We start from the raw sequence: 22,137 nt of genomic DNA, 5'->3' as shown, positions 1-22,137 counted from the left end.
TCCAAGAACAGCGGGTTACAGCGACTTGAGCGCCAGGAAAACGTCGACCCGGTCCTCGAACTGCGACAGATCGCGACCGGTCAGTTGCTCGATGCGTTCGATCCGGTAGCGAACAGTGTTGACGTGCAGGTGCAGCGCCTCGGCGGTCCGCGACCACGAGCCCGACCAGGCGAGGAATTCGTCCAGGGTGGCGATCAGGTCGGCCCGGGTCCGGCGGTCGTAGTCGAGGACCGGTCCGAGCACGCGGTGCGCGTACGTACGGCGTACGTCGTCCGGCACCGTCGCCAGCAGCAGGACGTGCGAGGCCACCTCGTCGGAGGTGACGACCGAGATCCGGGTCCGGCCGGCCAGCGCGGCCCGTTGCGCGAAGCGTGCCTCTTCGAGGGCGCCGGTCAGCGCGTCGACGGTGGTCTCGCCGCTGACGCCGATGGTCAGGCGCGCCTTGGCCAGGCCAGGGGAGAGCCGGCCGAATGCGCGGCGGAGCAGGTTCGGAAGCCCTTCGGAAGCGGGCAGTAGAGCGACCGGCAGACCGTCGCGGCCCGCAGCCACCAGGGCGGGACCGACCGTCAGGGCGACGTCCTCGAACACTGTCAGCGCGACCTCGCTGGGCCCGTCGTCACGCAGCTCGCCGACCGCGACGACCATCGGCCGGTCGGAGTGCACGCCTGCTTGGCGCAGGCGGGTGGCGACCTCCGCGGGCGGGCCGCCGGACTCGATCAGGGCCAGCGCGTCGGCGACCAGCGGGCGCAGCGCGAGGCGGCCTTCGTCCCGGCGTACGCGATCCAGTGCGGCGATCGCGCAGAGCTCCTGCACGGCCTCGACGTGGGCGCGGGACCAGCGGGTGTGGTCGCCGTCGACGACCAGCAGCCAGGCGGCCAGCCGGTTGCCGAGGCCGGATCCGACCGGGAACAGGCTGTACGCCGCACCGCCGGCTTCGGCGACCGCGGGCGTTCGATCGGCGGTCAGGAATCGGCGGGTGATCGCGTCGAGTGTGTCGTCATCCAGCGGCCCAGGGCCCGGTACGACGTGGCGCCCGGTGGAGGTGATGACGCGGCAGTCGTGCCCGATTTCGGTGGAGATCCGGGCGGTCAACTCGTCGAGGCTGCGGCCGGACGCGATCGCCGAGAGCAACTGGCGTTGCCGGACCAGGCTCGCGGACAGCCGGGCGCCGGTGTCGGCCGAACCGGTGGCGGCGACGTACTCCGTGACGTCGGCGAAGGCGACCTCGGTCGGGACCTCGACCAGGGTGACCTCGTGCCGCCGGCAGGCGTCGAGCAGGTCGTCCGGGATCGTCCCGAGCAGCGCCTTGCCGGCCAGGATCGTGGTGGCGCCCCGGTCGGCCACGGACGCGACGAAGGTCTCGCTGTCGGCTGGACTACGGCGCCAGACCAGCCCGGTCAGAACCAGCTCGCCGCCGTTGAGGTAGTTGCCCGGCTCGAGCAGGTCGGTCGTGATGATCCGGCCGATCGGCCGGTCGTACGCACCCCGGGCCGCATGCAGCAGATGCAGCCGCAACTCCGGTACGTCGACCAACTCCGACAGCAGCATCCCCGACTCCTTCGGCCATCGCACCCTCTTGGAGGAACGTACAACGCGCGCACTCGCGCACGTAATGCCTTTCCGGGCATCGATCAGGCCTGATCGGGATTGCCGGGTGATGCCTTGACGGGCCGGGCGAACGCATCCTATGGTCATTTCGCAGAGCAGAAACAAGATTCCACAATGCGGAAGAATGAGAGAAGGACTTATGAGCCACGGGCTGCCCTACGCGGTGAACTGCTCGATCCTGTTCACCGAGCTGCCGCTGCTGGAGCGTCCGGCGGCGGCCCGGCAGGCCGGTTTCGAGGCGGTCGAGTTCTGGTGGCCGTTCGCGGAAGCCGTCCCGGCCGATCGAGACGCCGACGCGTTCGTGGCGGCGATCCAGGACGCCGGCGTGCAGCTGATCGGCCTGAACTTCTTCGCCGGTGACATGCCGGCCGGTGACCGCGGGCTGGTCTCCTGGCCGAAGCGGGCCGGCGAGTTCCGGGACAACATCGACGCCACCCTCGGCATCGGCGAACGACTCGGCTGCCGCGCCTTCAACGCCCTCTACGGCAACCGGCTCGACGACCCCTCCACGGTCCAGCAGGACGGCCTCTCCACGGCCCCGCAGGACGAGATCTCCGCGGTTGAGCAGGATGAGGTCGCTGTTGAGAATCTCGGTCTGGCGGCCCGGGCGGCGGCTCGGATCGGTGCGACGGTGCTCGTCGAACCGGTGAGCGGGGCCGATCGGTATCCGCTGCGAACGGCGGCCGACGTGCTGGCCGTGATCGACCGGGTCCAGGCGGGGTACGACGTACGGAATGTCGGTCTGCTCGCCGATCTGTATCACCTCGCGGTCAACGGCGACGACGTCGATCGGGTGGTCGCCGAGCACACCGACCGGATCGCTCACGTGCAGATCGCCGACGCGCCCGGACGTAATGAGCCCGGCACGGGCACGCTCCCGCTCGAATCCCAGCTGGCAGCACTCGCGGACCACGGCTACGACGGCTGGGTCTCGCTGGAGTACAAGCCGGCCACCACAACCGTCGACAGCTTCGGCTGGCTCGGCACCTTCAAGGAGAACCAGTCATGACGAACATCGCCTTCATCGGCCTCGGGATCATGGGCAGCCCGATGGCCGTCCACCTCGCCAACGCCGGTCACCAGGTTGCCGGGGTCAACCTCGACCCGGCGCGCGCCAAGCCGCTCGTCGACGCCGGTGGCCGGGCCGCCGCATCGATCGCGGACGCGGTGCAGGACGCCGAGGTCATCTGCGTGATGGTGCCGGACTCGCCCGACGTCGAGGGAGTGCTCGTCGGCGCCGAGGGTGTTTTCGAGAACGCCCGACCTGGTTCGCTGATCATCGACTTCTCCAGCATTCGCCCGGATGTGACGATCGAGCTCGCCCGGCAGGCCCGCGAGCGCGGCTTCCGGATTCTCGACGCGCCGGTGTCCGGCGGCGAGGCCGGGGCGAAGAACGCCGCGCTGTCGATCATGGTCGGCGGCGAGGCCGGAGATTTCCAAGCCGCCAAGACGCTGTTCGATGCGGTCGGCAAGACCGTGGTCCACGTCGGCGCGAGTGGGGCCGGTCAGACCGTGAAGGCCGCGAACCAGTTGATCGTTGCCGCCAACATCCAGGCGGTGTCCGAGGCTGTGGTCTTCCTGGAGGCGTACGGTGTGGACACCAAGGCCGCGCTGGAGGTGCTCGGCGGAGGGCTGGCCGGTTCGGCGGTGCTGCAGCAGAAGAAGGAGAACATGCTGTCGCGGTCCTTCCCGCCAGGCTTCCGGATCGATCTGCACCACAAGGACATGGGCATCGTCACGGCGGCTGCCCGCGAGCGAGGCGTCGTCGTACCGCTGGGATCGCTGGTTGCTCAGCTGGTGGCGTCCGCTCGCGCAAACGGTGACGGCGGGCTCGACCACTCGGCTCTGCTGCGAGGCGTCGAGCGGCTGTCCGGAAAGGCAGTGGACTGATGGCCCGGATGCGCGCGGTCGACGCCGCGGTGCTGATCCTGGAGAAGGAAGGTGCGGTTCAGACCTTCGGACTGCCGGGCGCGGCGATCAACCCGTTCTACAGCGCGATGCGGAACCACGGCGGGATCAAGCACGTCCTGGCCCGCCACGTGGAGGGCGCCTCGCACATGGCCGAGGGATACACCCGCGCCAAGGCCGGCAACATCGGCGTCTGCATCGGTACGTCGGGTCCCGCGGGTACCGACATGATCACCGGCCTGTACTCCGCGTCCGCCGACTCGATCCCGATCCTCTGCATCACCGGGCAGGCGCCGGTCGCGAAGCTGCACAAGGAGGACTTCCAGGCGGTCGATATCGCTTCGATCGCCGCCACCGTCGCCAAGTGGGCGGTGACCGTGATGGAGCCGGCGCAGGTGCCGGGGTCGTTCCAGAAGGCGTTCCAGTTGATGCGTTCCGGTCGTCCCGGACCGGTGCTCATCGACCTGCCGATCGACGTGCAGCTGGCGGAGATCGACTTCGACATCGAGACGTACGAGCCGCTGCCGGTGGTCAAGCCTTCGGCGACGCGGGCTCAGGTGGAGAAGGCGCTGACCCTGCTCAACGAGGCCGAGCGGCCGCTGATCGTTGCCGGTGGCGGGGTCGTCAACGCCGATGCGGCCGACCTGCTGGTGTCCTTCGCCGAGCTGGTCGGCGTGCCCGTCGTACCGACGCTGATGGGGTGGGGGACGATTCCGGACGACCATCCGCTGGCGGCCGGGATGGTGGGGCTGCAGACGTCGCATCGGTACGGCAATGCGACCTTCCTGGCGTCCGATGTGGTGCTCGGGATCGGCAACCGGTGGGCGAACCGGCATACGGGTGGTCTCGATACGTATCGGGACGGTCGTCGCTTCGTGCACGTGGATATCGAGCCGACGCAGATCGGACGGGTGTTCGCACCGGAGTACAGCATCGTCTCGGACGCTCGTGCGGCGCTGGAGATGTTTGTCCAGGTTGCTGCCGAGTGGGCGGCCGAGGGCAGGCTGGTCGATCGGAGCGGGTGGGTTGCGGAGTGCCGGGAGCGGCGTACGACGCTGCAGCGGAAGACGCATTTCGAGAATGTGCCGATCAAGCCGCAGCGGGTTTATGAGGAGATGAATCGCGCGTTCGGGCCGGACACGCGGTATGTGTCGACGATCGGGCTTTCGCAGATCCAGGCGGCCCAGATGTTGCACGTGTACCGGCCGCGGCACTGGATCAACGCTGGGCAGGCTGGGCCGTTGGGGTGGACCATCCCTGCCACGCTGGGAGTTGCGGTTGCTGATCCGGAGAGCACTGTTGTCGCGCTGTCGGGTGATTACGACTTCCAGTTCTTGATCGAGGAGTTGGCGGTCGGGGCGCAGTTCAACATTCCTTATATCCACGTGGTCGTGAACAACTCGTATCTGGGGTTGATCCGGCAGGCGCAGCGTGGTCTGGATATGGACTACTGCGTGCAGTTGTCGTTCGAGAACATCAACAGTCCTGAGCTGAACGGTTATGGGGTGGACCACGTCAAGGTCGCGGAGGGGCTGGGCTGTAAGGCGCTTCGGGTGTCTGCGCCGGACGAGATCCTCCCGGCTTTGGAGCAGGCGAAGAAGCTGATGGTCGAACACCAGGTGCCGATCGTCGTGGAAGTCATCCTCGAGCGGATCACGAACGTTGCCATGGGCACGGAACTGGACAACATCACCGAATTCGAGGAGCTTGCCGAAGGCCCCGAAGACGCGCCGACTGCTGTCGCGCTGCTCGCCTGATGACTCGGGTGCTTGTTGCCTCTGACAAGTTCAAGGGGTCGCTGAGCAGTGCGGAGGTGGCGGATGCGGTTCGGCTCGGCATTCAGCGGGTTCGGCCGGAGGTGGTCGTCGACTCGGTGCTGGTGGCAGACGGCGGCGACGGGACGCTCGCTGCGGCGGTCGCCGCTGGGTTCGAGCTCGTACGCCGTACTGCCACCGGGCCGACCGGGGAGCCGGTCGAGACCGGGTACGCCCGACGCGGTGAGGTTGCTGTCGTCGAGTTGGCAGACGTCTCGGGGCTGAGCCGCCTTCCTGGAGGCGTCCTGGCCCCGATGACGGCGACCTCACGCGGCACAGGCGACCTGATCGCCGCGGCAGTCGACGCCGGCTGCACCCAGATCATCCTCGGCATCGGCGGCAGCGCCTGCACCGACGGCGGAGCGGGTCTGGTCCGCGCCCTAGGCGCCCGCCTCTCAGACGCCACCGGTGCAGACCTCCCCGAAGGAGGCGCCGCCCTGATAGCAGCAGCCTCCCTCGACCTAAGTCCTCTCCGCCAGCGCTTAGCAGGAGTAGAGATAGTCGTCGCCTGCGACGTGGACAACCCGCTGACCGGGCCAACCGGCGCAGCGGCAACCTACGGTCCCCAAAAGGGCGCCCCGCCGTCGCTGGTCAAGCAGTTGGACGCCGCCCTGACCCACTGGGCCGACCTGGTCGCTCGGCCGGCGGCGGCTGCTGACCTTCGGGATGCGGCGGGGGCCGGGGCGGCTGGTGGGGTGGGGTTTGCGGCGATGGCGTTGCTGGGGGCCGAGGTGCGGCCTGGGATTGAGCTTTTGCTGGAGCTGGTGGGGTTTCGGGAGCAGTTGCTGGGGTGCGAGTTGGTGGTGACGGGGGAGGGGGCGCTGGATGAGCAGACGTTGCGGGGGAAGGCTGTTGCGGGGGTGGCGGCGGTTGCTCGGGAGGTTGGGGTGCCGGTGGTGGCTGTCTGTGGGCTTAATCGGCTTGATGATGGGCGGGCGCGGGAGGCTGGGGTGGCGGCCGTTTACGCGTTGACTGACCTTGAGGCCGACGTACGGAAGTGCATTGCGGAGCCGGCTCCGTTGCTGCGGCGGCTGGGGGAGCGGATTGCTCTTACGATGGCTGGGACCGAGAGGGGCGTTGGATGACTGAGCTGGACCTCGTGATCCGGGCCCGCCGGATGATCAGTACGACGGGGGAGGTGCCGGGTGCCGTCGGCGTGAAGGGCGGACGGATTGTTGCCGTCGACGCCTACGATTCGCCCCTGCAAGGTGCAGCCCACCTGGAGCTTGCTGACGACGAAGTGTTGATGCCCGGCCTCGTGGATTCCCATGTGCATGTGAATGACCCTGGGCGGACTGAGTGGGAAGGATTCACCACAGCCACCCGGGCAGCGGCGGCAGGTGGCGTGACGACGATCATCGACATGCCGCTGAACAGCATCCCGCCGACCTGCGACGTACCGGCGCTGGAGCTGAAGCAGAAGGCCGCGGAGAGCCAGGCGTCCATCGATGTCGGATTCTGGGGCGGGGCGATTCCGGGGAACGCCGAGCAGCTGAGGCCGCTCCACGAGGCGGGGGTGTTCGGGTTCAAGTGCTTCCTGCTGCACTCCGGCGTCGACGAGTTCCCGCCGCTGAACCCGGCAGAGCTCGAGCTCGCGATGCGCGAGATCAGCGCCTTCGACGGCTTGCTCATCGTGCACGCCGAAGACGCGCACCGGATCGACCACGCGCCGCCGCCCAACGGGGCGAGCTACCAGGACTTCCTGCGGTCGCGTCCACGGGAGGCGGAGTACGCCGCGGTCGCGGACGTCATCGGTCTGGCCGCGCTGACCGGTTGCCGCGTGCACATCCTGCACGTCTCCAGCGCCGACGTGCTGCCGATGCTCGCCGAGGCCCGGGGCGACGGCGTACGGATCACCGCGGAGACCTGTCCGCACTATCTCACCTTCTCCGCCGAGGAGATCCCGCCCGGCGCCACGCAGTACAAGTGTTGTCCGCCGATCCGCGAAGCGGCGAACCGCGAGCTCCTCTGGGAAGGCCTCCGCGACGGCTTGATCGACCTGGTGGTCTCCGACCACTCGCCGTCCACGGTCGATCTCAAGCGCCTCGACACCGGCGACTTCGGCGCGGCCTGGGGCGGCATCGCGTCGCTCCAGCTCGGCCTCCCGGCCGTCTGGACCCAAGCGAGCAGAAGAGGATTCACCCTGACCGACGTAGCCCGCTGGATGTGCCAGGCACCAGCCGAACAAACCGGCCTGAAGCACAAGGGCAGGATCGAACCCGGGTACGACGCGGACTTCTCCGTCTTCGCACCGGACGAGACCTTCGTCGTCGACGTCAACACCTTGCACCACAAGAACGCGATCAGCCCGTACGACGGGATGCCGCTGACCGGAGTCGTTCGCGGCACCTGGTTGCGCGGCGAGCCGGTCGGCGCGGGTCAACGGGGACGCTTGCTCCAGAGAGGGGCCCAAGAATGACGTACTACGCGCCGCAAGGTGGCCTGCCGGCTCAAACCGAGCTGACCACCGACCGAGCCGTCTTCACCGAGGCGTACGCCGTACTCCCGCGCGGCACCATGCGCGACATCGTGACGTCCCAGCTGCCGTTCTGGGAGAACACCCGGCTCTGGGTGCTCGCCCGGCCGCTGTCCGGTTTCGCCGAGACGTTCTCGCAGTACATCGTGGAGGTTGCGCCGGGCGGTGGCAGCGACAGGCCCGAGACGGATCCGGGCGCCGAGGCTGTCCTGTTCGTTGTCGAAGGCAACTTGTCGCTGACGGTGACGGGGGAGAAGTACGAGCTGGAGCCGGGCGGCTATGCGTTCGTGCCGCCTGCCGCGGACTGGACCGTGCGGAACACCAGCGATCAGCGGGTGGTGTTCCATCTCGTGCGCAAGGCGTACGAGCGGATCGAGGGCATCGACGTACCGGAGGCGTTCGTCACCAACGAGACCGACGTGGAAGGGCACGAGATGCCCGACACGGAGGGGCGCTGGAAGACCCAGCGGTTCGTCGATCCGCACGACGTCCGGCACGACATGCACGTCAACATCGTCACCTTCGAGCCGGGCGGCGTGATCCCGTTCCCGGAGACCCACGTGATGGAGCACGGTCTCTACGTCCTCGAGGGCAAGGCGGTCTACCTGCTCAACAAGGACTGGGTCGAGGTGCAGGAAGGCGACTTCATGTGGCTCCGCGCCTTCTGCCCGCAGGCTTGCTACGCGGGCGGCCCCGGCCGGTTCCGCTACCTGCTCTACAAAGACGTCAACCGGCATCCCAAGCTGTCCCTGTGACCGCGGGCACACTGCGTCGTTAGGCTGTTCGGTATCCAACCGAACCGTGTTGCAGTGAAAGGGACATCTCGTGACCGCCAAGGAAGAGCTGACGGCTCAGCGCGATCGTGCGCGCCAGGACTACGACGAGCTGGTCGCTCGTGGGTTGAAGCTGGATCTCACCCGCGGCAAGCCGTCACCCGATCAGCTCGATCTCGCCCTCGGACTACTGGAACTCAAGGGTGAGCCGAAGGCGGCCGATGGAACCGACCTGCGCAACTACGGCGGCCTGAACGGGCTGCCCGAGCTGCGGGCGATCTTCAGCGAGGCCCTCCAGGTCCCGGTCGACCAGCTGCTGGCCGCCGGGAACTCCAGCCTGGAGCTGATGCACGACGCGATCGTGTTCGCGTTGCTGAGCAAGGTCCCGGGCGCCGAGCGTCGCTGGGTCGAGGAGCCGGAGATCGCGTTCCTCTGCCCGGTGCCCGGCTACGACCGGCACTACGGCATCTGCGAGCGCTACGGGATCAAAATGATCCCGGTGCCGATGACGGCCGACGGACCGGACATGGACGTGGTGGAACGCCTCGTCGCCGAAGATCCTGCGGTCAAAGGCATCTGGTGCGTGCCGAAGTACAGCAACCCCGACGGTGTCGTGTACTCCGACGAGACGGTGCGCCGGCTGGCCGCGATGGAGACCGCCGCACCGGACTTCCGGATCTTCTGGGACAACGCGTACGCCGTCCATCACCTCTCCGGCGAGCCCGCCGAGATCGCCGACGTGCTCGCCCTGGCGACCGAGGCCGGTCACCCCGACCGCGTCTTCGTCTTCGGCTCCAGCTCGAAGATCACCTTCGCCGGCGCCGGTGTCGCCTTCTTCGGCTCCTCCCCGGCGAACCTCAAGTGGTGGCAGAGCCACACCGTGAAGCGCAGCATCGGCCCGGACAAGATCAACCAGTTGCGGCACGTCCAGTTCCTCCGTGATGCCGACGGCCTGCGGGAGCACATGGCGCAACACGCCGCGGTGATCCGGCCGAAGTTCGACATCGTCGACAAGGTGCTCACCGCCGAGCTCGGCGACTCCGGGCTCGCGTCCTGGACCAGCCCGGCCGGCGGCTACTTCATCACGCTGACAGTGCCGGAAGGCTGCGCCGGCGAGGTGGTCGCGAAGGCCAAGGCGGCGGGGATCGCACTCACGCCGGCCGGCGCCACCCACCCGTACGGCGACGAGCCCGAGGACCGGACGATCCGGATCGCGCCGACCTACCCGGATCCGGCCGAACTCGAGGTCGCGATCAGCGGATTGGCAACCTGCATCCGGCTTGTTGCTACTGACAAGCTTCTGAACGGGTAACCCTTCGCTGACGCCACGTATTCGGGGTTTACGAACCCTGGACAGGTGGCTGCGGACGCGGTTCACTCAGCCCTGATCAATGCGCGGAGGGGCTGTGTGACGGGAATCAGGCTGGACTCCGTGTCCAAGGTGTACGACGGCGGTCATCTCGCGGTCGACGAGCTGTCCCTGGAGGTCGGGGACGGCGAGTTCATGGTGCTCCTCGGCCCCTCGGGGTGCGGTAAGACGACCGTCCTGCGGATGATCGCGGGCCTGGAGGATCTCAGCGGCGGCTCGGTCTGGTTCGGCCGCACCGAGGGCACCGGCCTGACCCCGAAGGACCGGGGCGTCGCGATGGTGTTCCAGAACGGCGCCCTGTACCCGAACCGGACCGCCCGGGAGAACATCATCTTCCCGCTCCGGATGGCCGGCGACGACCTGGAGGAGGCCAACGCGAAGGCCTCCGGGCTGGCCCGGATCCTCGGCATCGACGGCGCCCTCGACCGGTTGCCCTGGACGCTGTCCGGCGGCCAGCGGCAGCGGGTCGCGATCGGCCGGGCGATCGTCCGGCAGCCCAAGGTCTTCCTGATGGACGAGCCGCTGTCGAACCTGGACGCCACGATGCGGACCGAGCTGCGGCAGGAGATCGGGTCGATGACCCGGGACATGAACGTGACCACCGTCTACGTCACGCACGACCAGGTCGAGGCGCTCACGCTGGCCGACCGGATCGCGATCATGCGGGACGGCCAGATCGAGGACGTCGGTACCCCGGCCCAGGTGTACGACGACCCGGCGACCGCTTTCACCGCAGGCTTTCTGGGCACTCCGCGGATCAACCTGATGTCGGCGTTCGTCCGGGTCGCGGCCCACCACCGGGTCACCCTGGACTTCGGCACCCAGTCGATCTCACTGCCGCCGACCGACCGCCGCTCGATGGTGCTGCGCGACCACGCCGGTGAGCAGGTGATCGTCGGCGCCCGCTCGGATGCGTTCAAGGCGACCCGGGACGGCGGCCAGGCCAATCAGCTGACCGGGACGATCCGGACGCTGGAGTTCCACGGCAACCAGTGGATCGCCTTCGTCGACGCCGGGATCGAGTTGCTGAACCCGGACCTGATCGGTGTGGCCCGGCGCCGTCGTACCAGGGCTCCGCGGACGACCTCGCACAGTGCGGGCTCGCGGGTCCACCGCTCCGCCGGACGCTTCGCGGCGCTGGCGACCAAGGCCCGGTCCGTGATCGGCCGCGAGTACACGCCACCGCCGATGGAGCCGCTGGCCTCGGCGAGCCACCGGCGCCACGACCTCGTCCTGGAGATCGACAACGCCGACGGCCTGCAGGCCCGCGAGACCATCCGGCTCACCGTCGACGTCGCCAAGATCCACATCTTCGACCAACTAGGCCGCCGGGTGGACCGCGTCAAACGCTGACCGGCTCCTCGGCCTTGAAGCCGACATCAGGTTCTGCCACGTGGCAGGCGGCCTCGTGACGAGGGCCCAGGACTCGGAGGGTGGGGGTGACCTGGTGGCACTTCTCGATGGCTAGCGGGCAGCGCCAGCGGAAGCGGCAGCCGGGGGTGGGGTCGATGACCTTCGGGGGTTCGCCGGTGTCGCCTTCGACGCCGAGGTTGAGGGGTGCACGGGGGTCGGGAACCGCGCCGAGGAGCAGGTCGGTGTAGGGGTGCTTGGGGTTGGCCAGCACGGCCTCGGTGGGGCCGGACTCGACGATGTGGCCGGCGTACATGATCATCAGCCGGTCGGCGACGTAGCGCGCGCTGGCGATGTCGTGGGTGATGTAGAGGAACGACACCCCGGCCGACGCGCGGAGCTCGGCCATCAGGTTGAGCAGGCCGATCCGGATCGACACGTCGAGCATCGAGACCGGTTCGTCGGCCAGGATCAGCTTCGGCTGGTGGGCCAGCGCCTGGGCGAAGCCGATTCGTTGCCGTTGGCCACCACTCAGCTCGTACGGGTAGCGGCTCATGATGTCGGCGGCCGGGCTCAGGCCGACCGCCTCGACGACCCGCTCGGCCTCCTCGAGTCGCTGGGCCTTGGTGAGGTCCTTGCGATGCAGTTTCAGGCTGCGCAGTACGCCGTGCGCGACCCGGAACGCCGGGTTGAGCGAGCTGAAGGGGTCCTGGAAGACCATCGGTACGTCGCTGCGATAGGCGAGCTGATCGCGCCGGAACCGCTGGCCGGCCAGCGACTGGCCCTGGTAGAGGATGTCGCCACTGGTCGGCTTGTAGACGCCCGCGAGCAGCCGGGCGATCGTGCTCTTGCCGCTGCCGCTCTCACCCGCGAGCGCGACGATCTCCTGCCGGTTGATCGTCAGGTTGACGTCGTCGACCGCATGCAGCAACTTGGCCGAGAACCCCCGCCCGACCCGGAAGTGCCGGGTCAGACCCTTCGTCTCAAGCAAAGGCACAGTCGCCGGCTGGTTCGCCGAGGCATTGTCGGTGATGAGCGCGGTCATGGGGCCTCCTGGCCTGGACTGAGGAGTGGAGGGAGCGAAGCGACCGGAGGGACGAGGGAAGGACGGGAGCTTAGCCCCATGACCCGCCGAGCCGCAGGCGAGGCCGAAAGCACGTCGGGGGAGTGGAGGAGGCAGCGGGCCTGGACGGAGCCGACCTGGTAGAGGTCGGGCTCGATCTTGGAGCAGTCCGCGAAGACCTCCGGGCAGCGGGGGTGGAACCGGCAACCGCTCGGCGGACTGGCGAGGTTGGGTGGGCTGCCGGGGATGCCGGTGAGCGGCACCTTCGGGCCGCGGATCGACGGGAAGGCGTCCAGCAGCCCTTTGCTGTAAGGATGTGCGGGGTGGTCGAAGACCGCGCGGGTGTCGCCGAGCTCGACCACCTTGCCGGCGTACATGACCAGTAGCTGGTCGGAGAAGTGACTGACCAGGGACATGTCGTGGGTGACGAAGATGACCGCGAAGCCGAGCTCCCGCTGCAGCTCCTTGATCTGCACCATCAGCGATCGCTGGGCGACCACGTCGAGGGCGGAGGTCGGCTCGTCCATGATGATCAGGTCGGGCGTGAACAGCAGCGCCATCGCGATCATGGCTCGCTGCCGCATGCCACCACTGAGCTGGTGTGGGTAGCTCTTCAGGTGGATCGGGTCGATACCGACCAGTTTCAGAACCTCGGCCGGCCGGTCGTCGGCGACCGGTTCGTCGTGCGCCATGATCGCGTCCCGGAACTGCGCGCCGATGCTCTTCACCGGATTCAGGGCGTTCATCGCGCTCTGCATCACCACCGAGAAGTCCCGCCAGCGCAACGGGGCCAGCTGCTTCTCGGTCATCCCGACCAGCTCTTCACCCTTGAACAGCACGCTGCCCCCGGTGATCCCGGCCGGTGAACTCAGCAGCTGGGCGATGGCGAACAGCAGCGTCGACTTGCCGCAGCCGGACTCACCGACCACGCCGACGAACTCGCCGGGACGGACGTCGAGGTCCACGCCGTCGACCGCGATCACCGGCCGGTCGCCGGTGTCGTAGGCGACGGTCAGGCCGCGGACCTCAAGAATTGGCTTTGACACGTCGCCTCCGTACCGGCCGCAGCGCGGGGTTGCTGATCTCGTCGAACGCGTAGTTGAGCAAGGCGAAGGAGACGCCGAGCAGGGCCACCGCGAGGCCCGGCGACAACGCCCACGCGGGCAGGCCGTTCACCAGCGCACCCTGGTTCTGGGCCCAGTAGAGCATCGTGCCCCAGCTGAGCGAGTTGGGATCGCCGAGGCCGAGGAACTGGAGTCCGGCGGCGGTCAGTACGGAGTACAGGGCGGCGCCGAGGAAGTTCGCCACGATCAGCGAGATCATCGTCGGCAGCATCTCGACCACGATGATGTACGACCGGCGTTCGCCGCGGACCCGGGCGGATTCGAGGAAGTCCCGGTTGCGCAGCGAGAGCGCCTGGGCCCGCATCTGGCGGGCGCCGTAGGACCAGCCGGTGAGGATCAGCACGATGATGATCACCGTGAGATTGCCCTTCCCGGCGTACGTCGCGAGCACGATGATCAGTGGGAAGGTCGGGAGCACCAGGAAGATGTCGGTCAGCATCGACAGCCCGTCGTCGGCGAACCCGCCGAGGTAGGCGGCCGAGACACCGATGATGACCGAGAGGATCGTTGCCCCGAGCCCGGCGACGACGGCGATCACCAGGGATTCGCGGGTGCTGTAGATCAGTTCGGCGTACACGTCCTGGCCGAGGCCCGTCGTACCGAGCCAGTGGTCGCCGGACGGATGGGCCAGCGGTACGTCGCCGATCGCGCGCGGGTCGCCGTGCAGCCAGGGGACGAACAGATGCGGGAAGGCGGCGAGCAGGGTGAACAGGAGTAGGAGACTCGCTCCGAGCATGGCCTTGCGGTTGCGCAGCACTGCCCGCAACAGGCCTCCGCGTGGGCGACGGCCGGCAACCGGGGCGGCAGCGGGCGCAGAGCCGGCGACGATCGCACTCATTGGCGGGTCATCCCTTCGTCCTGGCGCGGGGGTCTAGCAGGAACACCGCGAAGTCGCAGAGCAGGACACAGACCAGGACGGCCAGCGTCACCAGCAGGAACAGGGCCTGTAGCAACGGATAGTCCGTGCTCACGGTGGCGTTGTAGAACATGTAGCCCAGTCCGGGGTAGTTGAAGACGTACTCGACCAGGATCGTGCCGGAGATGACGAAGCCGAGTGACATCGCGAAGCCGGAGAGGTTCGGCAGGAAGGCGTTCCGCCCGGCGTACCCGAACATGATCTTGCGGTTCGGGATGCCCTTGGCGCGGGCCATCCGGACGTAGTCCTCGGCGAGCGTGGTGATCATGTTGTTCCGCATGGTCAGGATCCAGCCGCCGACCGCGGTGATCAGGATCGTGCCGGCCGGCAGGATGCCGTGCTTGAGCACGCTGAGGATGAACTCCCCGTTGAAGCCGGGCGTCAGGCCCTGCTCGTAGTTGAAGTCGTTGGGCAGGATCGGGTTGTCGCCGATCGCGAACAGCGAGATCAGCAGCAGCGCCACCCAGAAGTACGGCAGCGCCGAGGTGACGATGAAGACCGGCGGGACGATCCCGTCGATCAGCCCGCCGCGCCGCCAGCCGGCCACGGTGCCGATCAGCGTGCCGATGACGAACGCCAGCACGGTCGCGATGCCGACCAGGCCGAGCGTCCACGGCAGCGCGTCGCCGATCAGCTGGGTCACCGGTACGCCGAGGCTGCTGCCGATCGACACGCCCCAGTGTCCGGTCACCATCGCCTTCAGGTACTCGCCGTACTGGAGCAGGATGTTCTTGTCCGGGTCGAAGCCGAACTCGGCCAGCACGGTCCGGAGCTGCTCCGCGGAGACCACCGAACCGCCCTTGCTGAACCGCTCCCGCAGCGCTTCCTCCGGGCTACCCGGCATCATCCGCGGGATGAAGAAGTTCAGCGTCATGGCCGCCCAGAGAGTGAGCACGAAGAACCCGAGGCGTCGGATCAGGAACCTCACGGCGACCACCTACTGATAGTGCTCACTCTCTCGGACCGCCCTTACTTCTGAGCCGACTTGGAGTACAGGTTCGCCAGGACCTGACCGACGTCGGGGATGTTGTACGGCGCGGGCTGGGCGTACGGCTCCTGCTCGGTCGGCCAGCCTGCGATGTCCTTGGTGTTGTACTGGTACCAGTCGACCGACTCGGTGGTCGGGATGACCGGCACGTCCTTGATCATGTACGACGAGATCTGCTTGATCAGCTTGACCTGCGTGTCCGCGTCGGCACTCGCGTACTGGTCGAACAGCTTGTCCACCTCGGGCTTGATGTAGCGCGAGTAGTTGGTGCTGGCCGCCTTGCCGATCGGCGCGGTGTTCTTCGAGTAGAGCAGCTGCCGCAGTTCGTAGTACGGCGTCGGTCCACCGGACTGGCTGGAGTAGGCCAGGTCGTAGTCACCGTTGAAGAGCTTCGTGTTGTACGACTGCTGCTGCAGGTCCTGGACGGTCAGCTCGATGCCGACCTTGGCCAGCTGCTGCTTGACGACGGCTAGCGAAGCGTCCCAGTCGGTGTAGCCGGTGACCGTGATGATGCTCAGCTTGAGCGGGTTCGATGCCGAGTAGCCGGCGCTCTCGAGGAGTTGCTTCGCCTTGTCCGGGTTCGGCTTGTCGTAGCCGGCCGCGGCCAGCGCGTCCTTGTCGAAGTAGTTGTCGAAGGTCGGCGTGACGACACCGGTCTGGTTCGCGGCCGGCTGGTAGCCGCTCTCACCGATCTTGGAGATCTGCTCCCGGTCGAGCGCGTAGGCGATCGCCTGCCGGACCGCGAGCTTGCTGGTCACCGGGCGGGACGGGTCGAGGTTCGGGATGATCGCGACGTTCGCGGTCGGCGGGAACCAGTAGTTGTTCTCCGGCGACTTCGACTTGTAGAAGTTGTCGATGTTGGGGATGTACTGCCCACCCCATTGCGCCTTGCCGCTGGCGAGGTCGAGGTTCGCCGGGTTGTTGTCCAGGTACGCCGGGTACTGGACCTTCTCGACGTACGGCTTGCCGGGCTGCCAGTAGCTGCCGTTGGCAAGGTAGGTGATGTTGTTGCCGCTGCAGGAGCCGACCGTGAACGGTCCGGTGCCAACCGGCTTCGCGTCGGCCCAGGTGGCGGCCTTGGTGGCCGGCTCGCCGACCGACCAGATGTGCTTCGGGACGATGCCGACCTGGTTGGCGAAGTTGAAGAAGTACGGCTCGGCGGCAGCCTTGAAGGCCAGCGTGACCTTGTCGCCGGCCGCGGTGACGCTGGTCAGGCCGGCGCCGGTCCAGAGCGAGTAGAGGTCGAGGGCCGGCTGCGCCTTCATCTGGTTGAAGGTGAAGACGACGTCGTCGGCGGTGAAGGGCTGGCCGTCGCTCCACTTCACGCCGGGGCGGATGGTGAAGGTGATCGAGTCCTTCTTCGGCGACCAGGTGAAGCCGGTCGCGAGCATCGGCGTGGTGGCGCCGCTCTTCAGCACGTTGACGAACGTCAGCGGCTCGTAGACGAAGCCCATCGCCTGCTGGTTCACCGCCGGGTTGAACGGGTTGAACTGGCAGGGCCAGGTCTGGCCGGCCACGTTGGCGATGGTGACCGTGCCGCCCTTCTTGAATGCCCCGCTGCCGTTGCTGCTGGTCGCACCGGGGTTGCTCGACGACGCGTTCCCGATCGGTTTGTCCCCGCCGCCGCAGCCCGCGGCCAGCAGGCCGATGGCGACGGCGGTGACGGCGACACGCTTGATGGCCCTCATGGTCTCTGCCTCTCACTTCTTGAATGAACGGTCATGCGAACGCCCCTTCACCGAGGACGGCACCGGCGGCCTGGACGCCCAGGGCGAGGGCCCCGACCAGCGGTGCATCCGCAGGAAATCGAGCCACCGACAACTCCGGTGGATACGGCACGGCTGCGTCCAGGGCGCGGCGCAACTCCGGTTCGATCCGGTCCCACGAACCGACCAGGCCGCCGGCGACGACGATCCGGACCGGGTCGATCGCGATGGCCAGGTTGACGATGTGCAGGGCCAGTTCGCGGGTGAACGCGGCGGTCAGTCCAGCGGCGTCCGGCCGGGTCTCGGCCAAGGCGAACACCTCGGCCGCGGACACCCGCTGCCCCAGCTCGGCGCTGCCGATCGCTTCGAGCGCCTGGCCGCTGACCACGCCCTCGAGAATCGTCCGCTCCGGTTCGCGGATCCCCACGTCCGCAGCGGTCCGCAGGTTGTAGCCGATCTCGCCGGATGCACCGTGCGCGCCGGAGATCACGGTGCCCTCGGCAACGATCGCGACCGCGAGACCCGTGCCCAGGTTGAGATAGATGCCCGGATCACACCCGGCCAGCGCACCCCAGCGCAGTTCGGCCGCGGCGGCCGCCTTCACATCGGTTCCGAGCTTGACCGGTACGTCGGGGAACGCGGCCTTCACCAGCTTGCCGAACGGGAGTTCGCCCCAGCCCGGGAAGGTCGGTGCCAGGTCGACCCGATCGTCGTACGGGATGCCGAGAGTCGCCGCGCCCACCCCGGCCAGCTCGCCGTCGGGGGCGACCTCGGCCAGCAGTTGGCGTCCCGCGGCCAGCCCGCGTTCCAGGGCAGCTTCGGCCCCGGCAGCGGCCTGACTCTCGAGCGTGGTGGCGCCGAGACGACGGCCGGACAGGTCGCAGACCGCCACGGCGATCTTCGTCCCGCCGAAGTCGAGCCCGAGGGCTACCGGCGTACGCATCATGGACTGGCGCCTCCTGTGCCTCATACAATTAATCGGAAACTACGTTAACAATCACCGTCGGCACAAGGGCTCCGGAAGTCCGCCGTATTAAGAGTTCGCAACGTCAGGAGACCCAGGTGACCGTTGTTGCGGGGGATGCAACCGCTGCCCGACCGCGTCTGATCCGGGCGATCAACGAACAGGTACTGCTCGATCACATCCGGCGTTCGGGGCCGATCTCGCGGACCGAACTCGCCACCCTGTCCGGGCTGTCGAAACCGACCGTCTCGGCCGCGCTGGGCAGCATCGAGCGGGCCGGGCTGATCTACGCGTCCGGTCAGCGCACCGGCAGTCCGGGGCCGGCGGCTGTTCTGTACGAGGTGCGGCCGGAAGCCGGATTCATCCTCGGGCTCGATGTCGGACGCGAGTACTTGCGCGGGGCGATCTCCGATCTGGCCGGGACTGTCCGTAGCCGGTTGAGTGTCCGGACGAAGGCGCCCGATGCGACCGCCCGCATCCGGGAGCTGGCCGATCTCACGGCGACGTTGCTGGCCGAGGCCGGCCTGGAGGCGTCACAACTCATCCAGACAGTGATGGGAAGTCCAGGTGTCTACGATCCGAAGCTCGACGCGCTGACCTTGACCGGCCGGCTTTCCGGCTGGGACTCTCCGGCGACGCTGGTGGCGTTGCGTGCGGAGTTCGGGCCGAGCTTGATGATCGAGAACGACGTCGACGCGGCCGCGCTGGCCGAGCGGGTGCACGGTCACGGCCGCGGGGTCGACACGTTCGCGTTCGTGTCGGTCGGGACCGGTATCGGCATGGGGCTGGTGCTCGACGGCAAGCTCCGGCATGGTTCGCATGGGGTGGCCGGCGAGATCGGCTATCTGCCGTTCGCCGAGGGGAGTGGGATCGACGCTCGGGATGCCCGCAAGCGCGGCAGCTTCGACGCGTCGGCGTCGGCCGCGGCAGTGGTGCGGGCGGCGAAGCGGGCCGGCGTACGCGGTGCGTCGTCGGCGGAGAAGGTGTTCGCGGCGGCGGCCCGCGGCGATGCGGTTGCCGCCGGCATCGTTGCTGAGGAAGCGCTGCTGGTGGCGAAGGCGGTCTGCACGGTGATCACGGTGGTGGATCCGGAGTTGATCGTGCTCGGCGGCGGTATCGGGCAGGCGCCAGGGTTCCTCGAGGCGGTGGTCGACCAGCTGCGCCGGTTGGCGCCGGTCCTTCCGGATGTCAAAGCCAGCGTGTTGGGTAGCGAGACGGTCGTAGCTGGGTGCCTCGCCGCCGGTCTCGATCAGGCGTGGCAACAGCTCGTCGGGCAGATCTCCCCGGCCTGACGGCACCGCCAGTCGTTGCTTAGCGCAACGACCGGCGGTGAGGTTTTGTCAGGTCAGCCGTCAGACTCGGCCGCTGGGATGAAGGAGCCGGGGACGTCGGCCGGGGCGAAGATCTTGCTCTCGCCCGGGTACGGCGTCGACCAGTCGTGGGCCTGGTACCAGTCGAAGTGGTTCATCTGCGCCGGGTTGGCGAAGTCGGCCCGAGCTCCCGGACCGGTCAGCTTCTGCTGCGCCTTCCAGCTGTCCCACTGCGCCGCAACCGCCTGCTGACCAGCCGGTACTACGGCCTTCGGCGCCGGCGCCGCGGTGGGGTTCTGCGCCGCCGGGACATCGGCACCACAAGGCGGCAGAACCTTGATCCCCGCAGTCAGCGAAGTCCGGTTCGGCAGGGCGGTGAACGGCGTGTAGTCGGGGGTCGTGGTGAACGCGCCGGCCATCGGGGTCGCCGCGGTGTCCTTCTGGTTCATCGGCCGGATGCCGAGGATCTGCTCGATCGTCCGGATCATCGTGATCTGCGTGTAGTAGTGGCTGTCGACCGCGCCGCGCTGGGCGTACGGGCTGATGATCTGGATCGGCGCCCGGTGCCCGTCGACGTGGTCGAGCCCGGCCTGCGAGTCGTCCTCGACGACGAAGATCGCCGAGTCCTTCCAGTACTTGCTGTGCGAGATCTCGTCGACCATCTTGCCGACCGCGAGGTCGTTGTCGGCAACCTGCGCGGCACCGCTCGGCGGGCCACCGGTGTGGTCGCTGGAGAGCCAGAACATGTTCAGATTCGCCGGACCGTTCTTCTCGAAGTCACGCTTCCAGATCTCGTACCGGTAGATGTCCGGCACATCGGTGTCGAACTTCGGGAAGCCGTGCACCGACACGTCGTTCAGCGACGGGATCGGCGATGAGGAGACCAGCGGGTACGCCGTGTCGGCACCGGTCGCAGCCATGTTCTTCGTGTCGCAGTACAGGTTCTGCCAGCTCGCGCCGGTCGGCTTGGTCAGGAACTGCTGGAACTCGCCGAAGTTGCGCACGCTCTTGCCGGCCGCCTGCGCGCCGGTCCAGATGAACCCGGTCTGCTGGTGGCCGAGGGCGTCGTCCTCGGTGTCGTAGCTGCGCAGGTACTCACCGGCGGAGGACTCGGTGTACTCCGGGTTGTCGGCCTGCATCAGCCAGTTGTGCCCCTCGGCCGAGTTCGTGCCGATGTCGTAGGTGTTGTCGTACAGGCCGAACTGCTGGGTCAGCGCATGCTGGTTCGGCGTCACGTTCTCCCCGTACTGCGCGAGCGCGGGGTTGCCGTTGCCGGCCGGGATGTCGCCGAAGACCTGGTCGTAGGTCCGGTTCTCCTTGACGATCAGGAAGACGTGCTTGATCGTCGAGGGCTCACCGAGCCGGTTCGGGACCGGCACCGGCTTCTTGTCACCGTCGCCGGTCCGGGCCGCGTGCTTGGTCCAGCCGTTCTGCTGGAAGACCTTGTCGGTGAACTCGTTGCGGATCGTGCGGTCGTCCGGTAACTGGAACCGGGTCACGCTCGACGTGGTGTCGTGGGTCGCGTGGCCGGCAGCAGTCGTCGTACGCCGGGCGTCGACCCCGCGGGTGTTGGAGACGACGATGTCGTTGCCGACCGTGGCGATCTCTGCCGGGAAGTAGTCGGTCGGCAGCAGGCCGACGTAGCTGACCGGCTCCAGCGCGTTCTGGAAGCGGTAGACCGCGACCGCGTTCGCCCGGCCGAGAGTCACCAGAAGATGGCCGTCGTCGGTCAGCGTCACCGCGTCGGGCTCGTAGCCGACCGAGGCTTCGGGCCACGGCTGGGTGGCGATCGTCTGCATGACCTTGTCGCGCCTGGTGTCGATGACCGAGACGTTGTTCGTTGCCGTGTTGGTGACGAACAGCGTGCCGTTCTTCGCATACAGGGCGGTCGGGTGGAGGCCGACGGTGATGCTGGTGGGAGTGGCGGCAGGGTCGGCCAGATCGATGACGCTCACGGTGCCGGTGGTGGTGGCAGCGGTGATCTGGGAGGCCGGTACCTGGGTGCCGTACGAGTTGATGGTGGGCTCACCGGGCTCGGCCGGCCGGCCACCTTCGTTGCTGACGTAGAGCTTGGAGCCGACCTGGATCAGGTCGCGCGGTGCGTTGCCGACCGCCCAGCTCTGCTTGATGGAACCGGTCGCGGTGTCGATCGCGACGACGCGGTTCTGGCCGTTCACCGCGGAGTAGACGGTAGAACTGTCGGCCGAGAAGACCGCTTGGGCGGCGAGCGAGTGCTTGGCTCCGTCTGCGGCGATCGTCACGAACGTCGGGTTGGCGAGGCTGCCGTCCGGGTTGACCGTGAACCGGCGATAGCCGTCGGTCTGGCCGAGCCACAGTTGCGTTCCGTCGGGGGAGTACGTCGGGCCTTCCTGGCCGATGTCGTTCCCCGGGATCTTCAGATCGGCAGCGGCGTTGTTGCCGACGTACTGCTGCACCTTGTAGTTCTTCAGGTCGATGATCGCCAGCGCCATTCCACCGTCGGTCACGGAGGCAGCCAGGTGGCTGCCGTCCGGACTGACCGTGGACGACATGATCTTGCCCTTCTGGAGGACCAGGCGGTCGCCGAGCGGTGCGAGGTACTGGTCGCTCGAGATCACCTGACCCTGGGCGGTGACCTGACCGACCTGTTCGGTGCCGAACTGGTCGGTGGCCGCGACTGCGGTACCGGCCAGGGCCACGGCGACCGCGGTGGTTCCGGTTGTGACCAGCGTGAGCCGGCGACGGAGAGGGCCTCTCTCGGTCCGCCGGCGGCGGCGGGTTACCTGCAT

At 67.9% G+C, this 22,137-nt stretch carries 17 protein-coding genes; 9 read left to right on the top strand and 8 right to left on the bottom strand.

Annotated elements, in window-relative coordinates; all coding sequences use genetic code 11:
• Positions 1 to 15: 15 nt before the first annotated feature.
• Positions 16 to 1,548, bottom strand: a complete 1,533-nt coding sequence (locus ABZ004_RS21515; RefSeq protein ID WP_355682021.1) for a helix-turn-helix domain-containing protein — start codon at positions 1,546 to 1,548, stop codon at positions 16 to 18.
• A gap of 184 nt (positions 1,549 to 1,732) precedes the next feature.
• On the opposite strand from ABZ004_RS21515, the gene ABZ004_RS21510 reads away from it, so the two are divergent.
• The 8 genes from ABZ004_RS21510 to ABZ004_RS21475 all read left to right on the top strand — a co-directional run bounded on the left by ABZ004_RS21510 (position 1,733) and on the right by ABZ004_RS21475 (position 11,301).
• A complete protein-coding gene (locus tag ABZ004_RS21510; protein WP_355682019.1) occupies positions 1,733 to 2,617 on the top strand; it encodes a TIM barrel protein in 885 nt (294 codons plus the stop codon).
• Positions 2,614 to 3,498: a 2-hydroxy-3-oxopropionate reductase gene (locus ABZ004_RS21505; RefSeq protein ID WP_355682018.1), complete on the top strand. Its 885-nt coding sequence runs from the start codon at positions 2,614 to 2,616 to the stop codon at positions 3,496 to 3,498. Before ABZ004_RS21510 ends, ABZ004_RS21505 begins: the two co-directional genes overlap by 4 nt.
• Entirely contained in the window at positions 3,498 to 5,273 is a 1,776-nt protein-coding gene (gene gcl, locus ABZ004_RS21500; protein ID WP_355682016.1) for a glyoxylate carboligase, read from the top strand. The genes ABZ004_RS21505 and gcl overlap by 1 nt, the downstream gene beginning before the upstream one ends.
• A complete protein-coding gene (locus ABZ004_RS21495) occupies positions 5,273 to 6,415 on the top strand; it encodes a glycerate kinase (protein WP_355682014.1) in 1,143 nt (380 codons plus the stop codon). The genes gcl and ABZ004_RS21495 overlap by 1 nt, the downstream gene beginning before the upstream one ends.
• Entirely contained in the window at positions 6,412 to 7,749 is a 1,338-nt protein-coding gene (allB, locus tag ABZ004_RS21490) for an allantoinase AllB (RefSeq protein WP_355682013.1), read from the top strand. The genes ABZ004_RS21495 and allB overlap by 4 nt, the downstream gene beginning before the upstream one ends.
• The gene (locus tag ABZ004_RS21485) at positions 7,746 to 8,561 is read left to right on the top strand and encodes a bifunctional allantoicase/(S)-ureidoglycine aminohydrolase (RefSeq protein ID WP_355682011.1); all 816 of its coding nucleotides are present in this window, start codon (positions 7,746 to 7,748) and stop codon (positions 8,559 to 8,561) included. The genes allB and ABZ004_RS21485 overlap by 4 nt, the downstream gene beginning before the upstream one ends.
• 70 nt (positions 8,562 to 8,631) lie before the next feature.
• Positions 8,632 to 9,891: an aminotransferase class I/II-fold pyridoxal phosphate-dependent enzyme gene (locus tag ABZ004_RS21480; RefSeq protein WP_355682009.1), complete on the top strand. Its 1,260-nt coding sequence runs from the start codon at positions 8,632 to 8,634 to the stop codon at positions 9,889 to 9,891.
• A gap of 96 nt (positions 9,892 to 9,987) precedes the next feature.
• Complete coding sequence (locus ABZ004_RS21475; protein WP_355682008.1) at positions 9,988 to 11,301, top strand: ABC transporter ATP-binding protein; 1,314 nt, start codon at positions 9,988 to 9,990, stop codon at positions 11,299 to 11,301.
• Here ABZ004_RS21475 and ABZ004_RS21470 read toward each other — a convergent pair.
• Genes ABZ004_RS21470 through ABZ004_RS21445 form a run of 6 tightly spaced genes read right to left on the bottom strand, consistent with a single transcriptional unit; the run spans position 11,291 to position 18,041 of the window.
• Positions 11,291 to 12,343: an ABC transporter ATP-binding protein gene (locus ABZ004_RS21470; protein WP_355682006.1), complete on the bottom strand. Its 1,053-nt coding sequence runs from the start codon at positions 12,341 to 12,343 to the stop codon at positions 11,291 to 11,293. The genes ABZ004_RS21475 and ABZ004_RS21470 overlap by 11 nt on opposite strands.
• Positions 12,340 to 13,407, bottom strand: coding sequence for an ABC transporter ATP-binding protein (locus ABZ004_RS21465; protein ID WP_355682004.1), 1,068 nt, complete (start codon positions 13,405 to 13,407; stop codon positions 12,340 to 12,342). Before ABZ004_RS21465 ends, ABZ004_RS21470 begins: the two co-directional genes overlap by 4 nt.
• Entirely contained in the window at positions 13,388 to 14,323 is a 936-nt protein-coding gene (locus ABZ004_RS21460; protein ID WP_355682002.1) for an ABC transporter permease, read from the bottom strand. Before ABZ004_RS21460 ends, ABZ004_RS21465 begins: the two co-directional genes overlap by 20 nt.
• 7 nt (positions 14,324 to 14,330) lie before the next feature.
• Positions 14,331 to 15,329, bottom strand: coding sequence for an ABC transporter permease (locus tag ABZ004_RS21455; protein WP_355682000.1), 999 nt, complete (start codon positions 15,327 to 15,329; stop codon positions 14,331 to 14,333).
• Positions 15,330 to 15,370: 41 nt separating this feature from the next.
• Complete coding sequence (locus ABZ004_RS21450; RefSeq protein WP_355681998.1) at positions 15,371 to 17,077, bottom strand: ABC transporter substrate-binding protein; 1,707 nt, start codon at positions 17,075 to 17,077, stop codon at positions 15,371 to 15,373.
• Positions 17,078 to 17,108: 31 nt separating this feature from the next.
• The gene (locus tag ABZ004_RS21445) at positions 17,109 to 18,041 is read right to left on the bottom strand and encodes an ROK family protein (protein ID WP_355681996.1); all 933 of its coding nucleotides are present in this window, start codon (positions 18,039 to 18,041) and stop codon (positions 17,109 to 17,111) included.
• Positions 18,042 to 18,157: 116 nt separating this feature from the next.
• On the opposite strand from ABZ004_RS21445, the gene ABZ004_RS21440 reads away from it, so the two are divergent.
• A complete protein-coding gene (locus tag ABZ004_RS21440; RefSeq protein WP_355681994.1) occupies positions 18,158 to 19,351 on the top strand; it encodes an ROK family transcriptional regulator in 1,194 nt (397 codons plus the stop codon).
• 53 nt (positions 19,352 to 19,404) lie between these two features.
• Here ABZ004_RS21440 and ABZ004_RS21435 read toward each other — a convergent pair whose 3' ends face one another.
• Positions 19,405 to 22,137: a phosphoesterase gene (locus ABZ004_RS21435; RefSeq protein ID WP_355681992.1), complete on the bottom strand. Its 2,733-nt coding sequence runs from the start codon at positions 22,135 to 22,137 to the stop codon at positions 19,405 to 19,407.

It is taken from the genome of Kribbella sp. NPDC006257 (assembly GCF_040613535.1).
Classification (GTDB): domain Bacteria; phylum Actinomycetota; class Actinomycetes; order Propionibacteriales; family Kribbellaceae; genus Kribbella.
The sequence above is the reverse complement of the archived record's forward strand: the minus strand, read 5'-3'. Positions and strand labels throughout refer to the sequence as shown.

Excerpts from the sequence above, each read along its gene's own strand:
- ABZ004_RS21510 (WP_355682019.1), top strand. The coding sequence starts at position 1,733 with ATGAGAGAAGGACTTATGAGCCACGGGCTGCCCTACGCGGTGAACTGC.
- ABZ004_RS21515 (WP_355682021.1), bottom strand. The coding sequence starts at position 1,548 with ATGCTGCTGTCGGAGTTGGTCGACGTACCGGAGTTGCGGCTGCATCTG.
- ABZ004_RS21485 (WP_355682011.1), top strand. The coding sequence starts at position 7,746 with ATGACGTACTACGCGCCGCAAGGTGGCCTGCCGGCTCAAACCGAGCTG.
- ABZ004_RS21505 (WP_355682018.1), top strand. The coding sequence starts at position 2,614 with ATGACGAACATCGCCTTCATCGGCCTCGGGATCATGGGCAGCCCGATG.
- gcl (WP_355682016.1), top strand. The coding sequence starts at position 3,498 with ATGGCCCGGATGCGCGCGGTCGACGCCGCGGTGCTGATCCTGGAGAAG.
- ABZ004_RS21495 (WP_355682014.1), top strand. The coding sequence starts at position 5,273 with ATGACTCGGGTGCTTGTTGCCTCTGACAAGTTCAAGGGGTCGCTGAGC.
- ABZ004_RS21435 (WP_355681992.1), bottom strand. The coding sequence starts at position 22,137 with ATGCAGGTAACCCGCCGCCGCCGGCGGACCGAGAGAGGCCCTCTCCGT.
- ABZ004_RS21445 (WP_355681996.1), bottom strand. The coding sequence starts at position 18,041 with ATGATGCGTACGCCGGTAGCCCTCGGGCTCGACTTCGGCGGGACGAAG.
- allB (WP_355682013.1), top strand. The coding sequence starts at position 6,412 with ATGACTGAGCTGGACCTCGTGATCCGGGCCCGCCGGATGATCAGTACG.
- ABZ004_RS21460 (WP_355682002.1), bottom strand. The coding sequence starts at position 14,323 with ATGAGTGCGATCGTCGCCGGCTCTGCGCCCGCTGCCGCCCCGGTTGCC.
- ABZ004_RS21470 (WP_355682006.1), bottom strand. The coding sequence starts at position 12,343 with ATGACCGCGCTCATCACCGACAATGCCTCGGCGAACCAGCCGGCGACT.
- ABZ004_RS21450 (WP_355681998.1), bottom strand. The coding sequence starts at position 17,077 with ATGAGGGCCATCAAGCGTGTCGCCGTCACCGCCGTCGCCATCGGCCTG.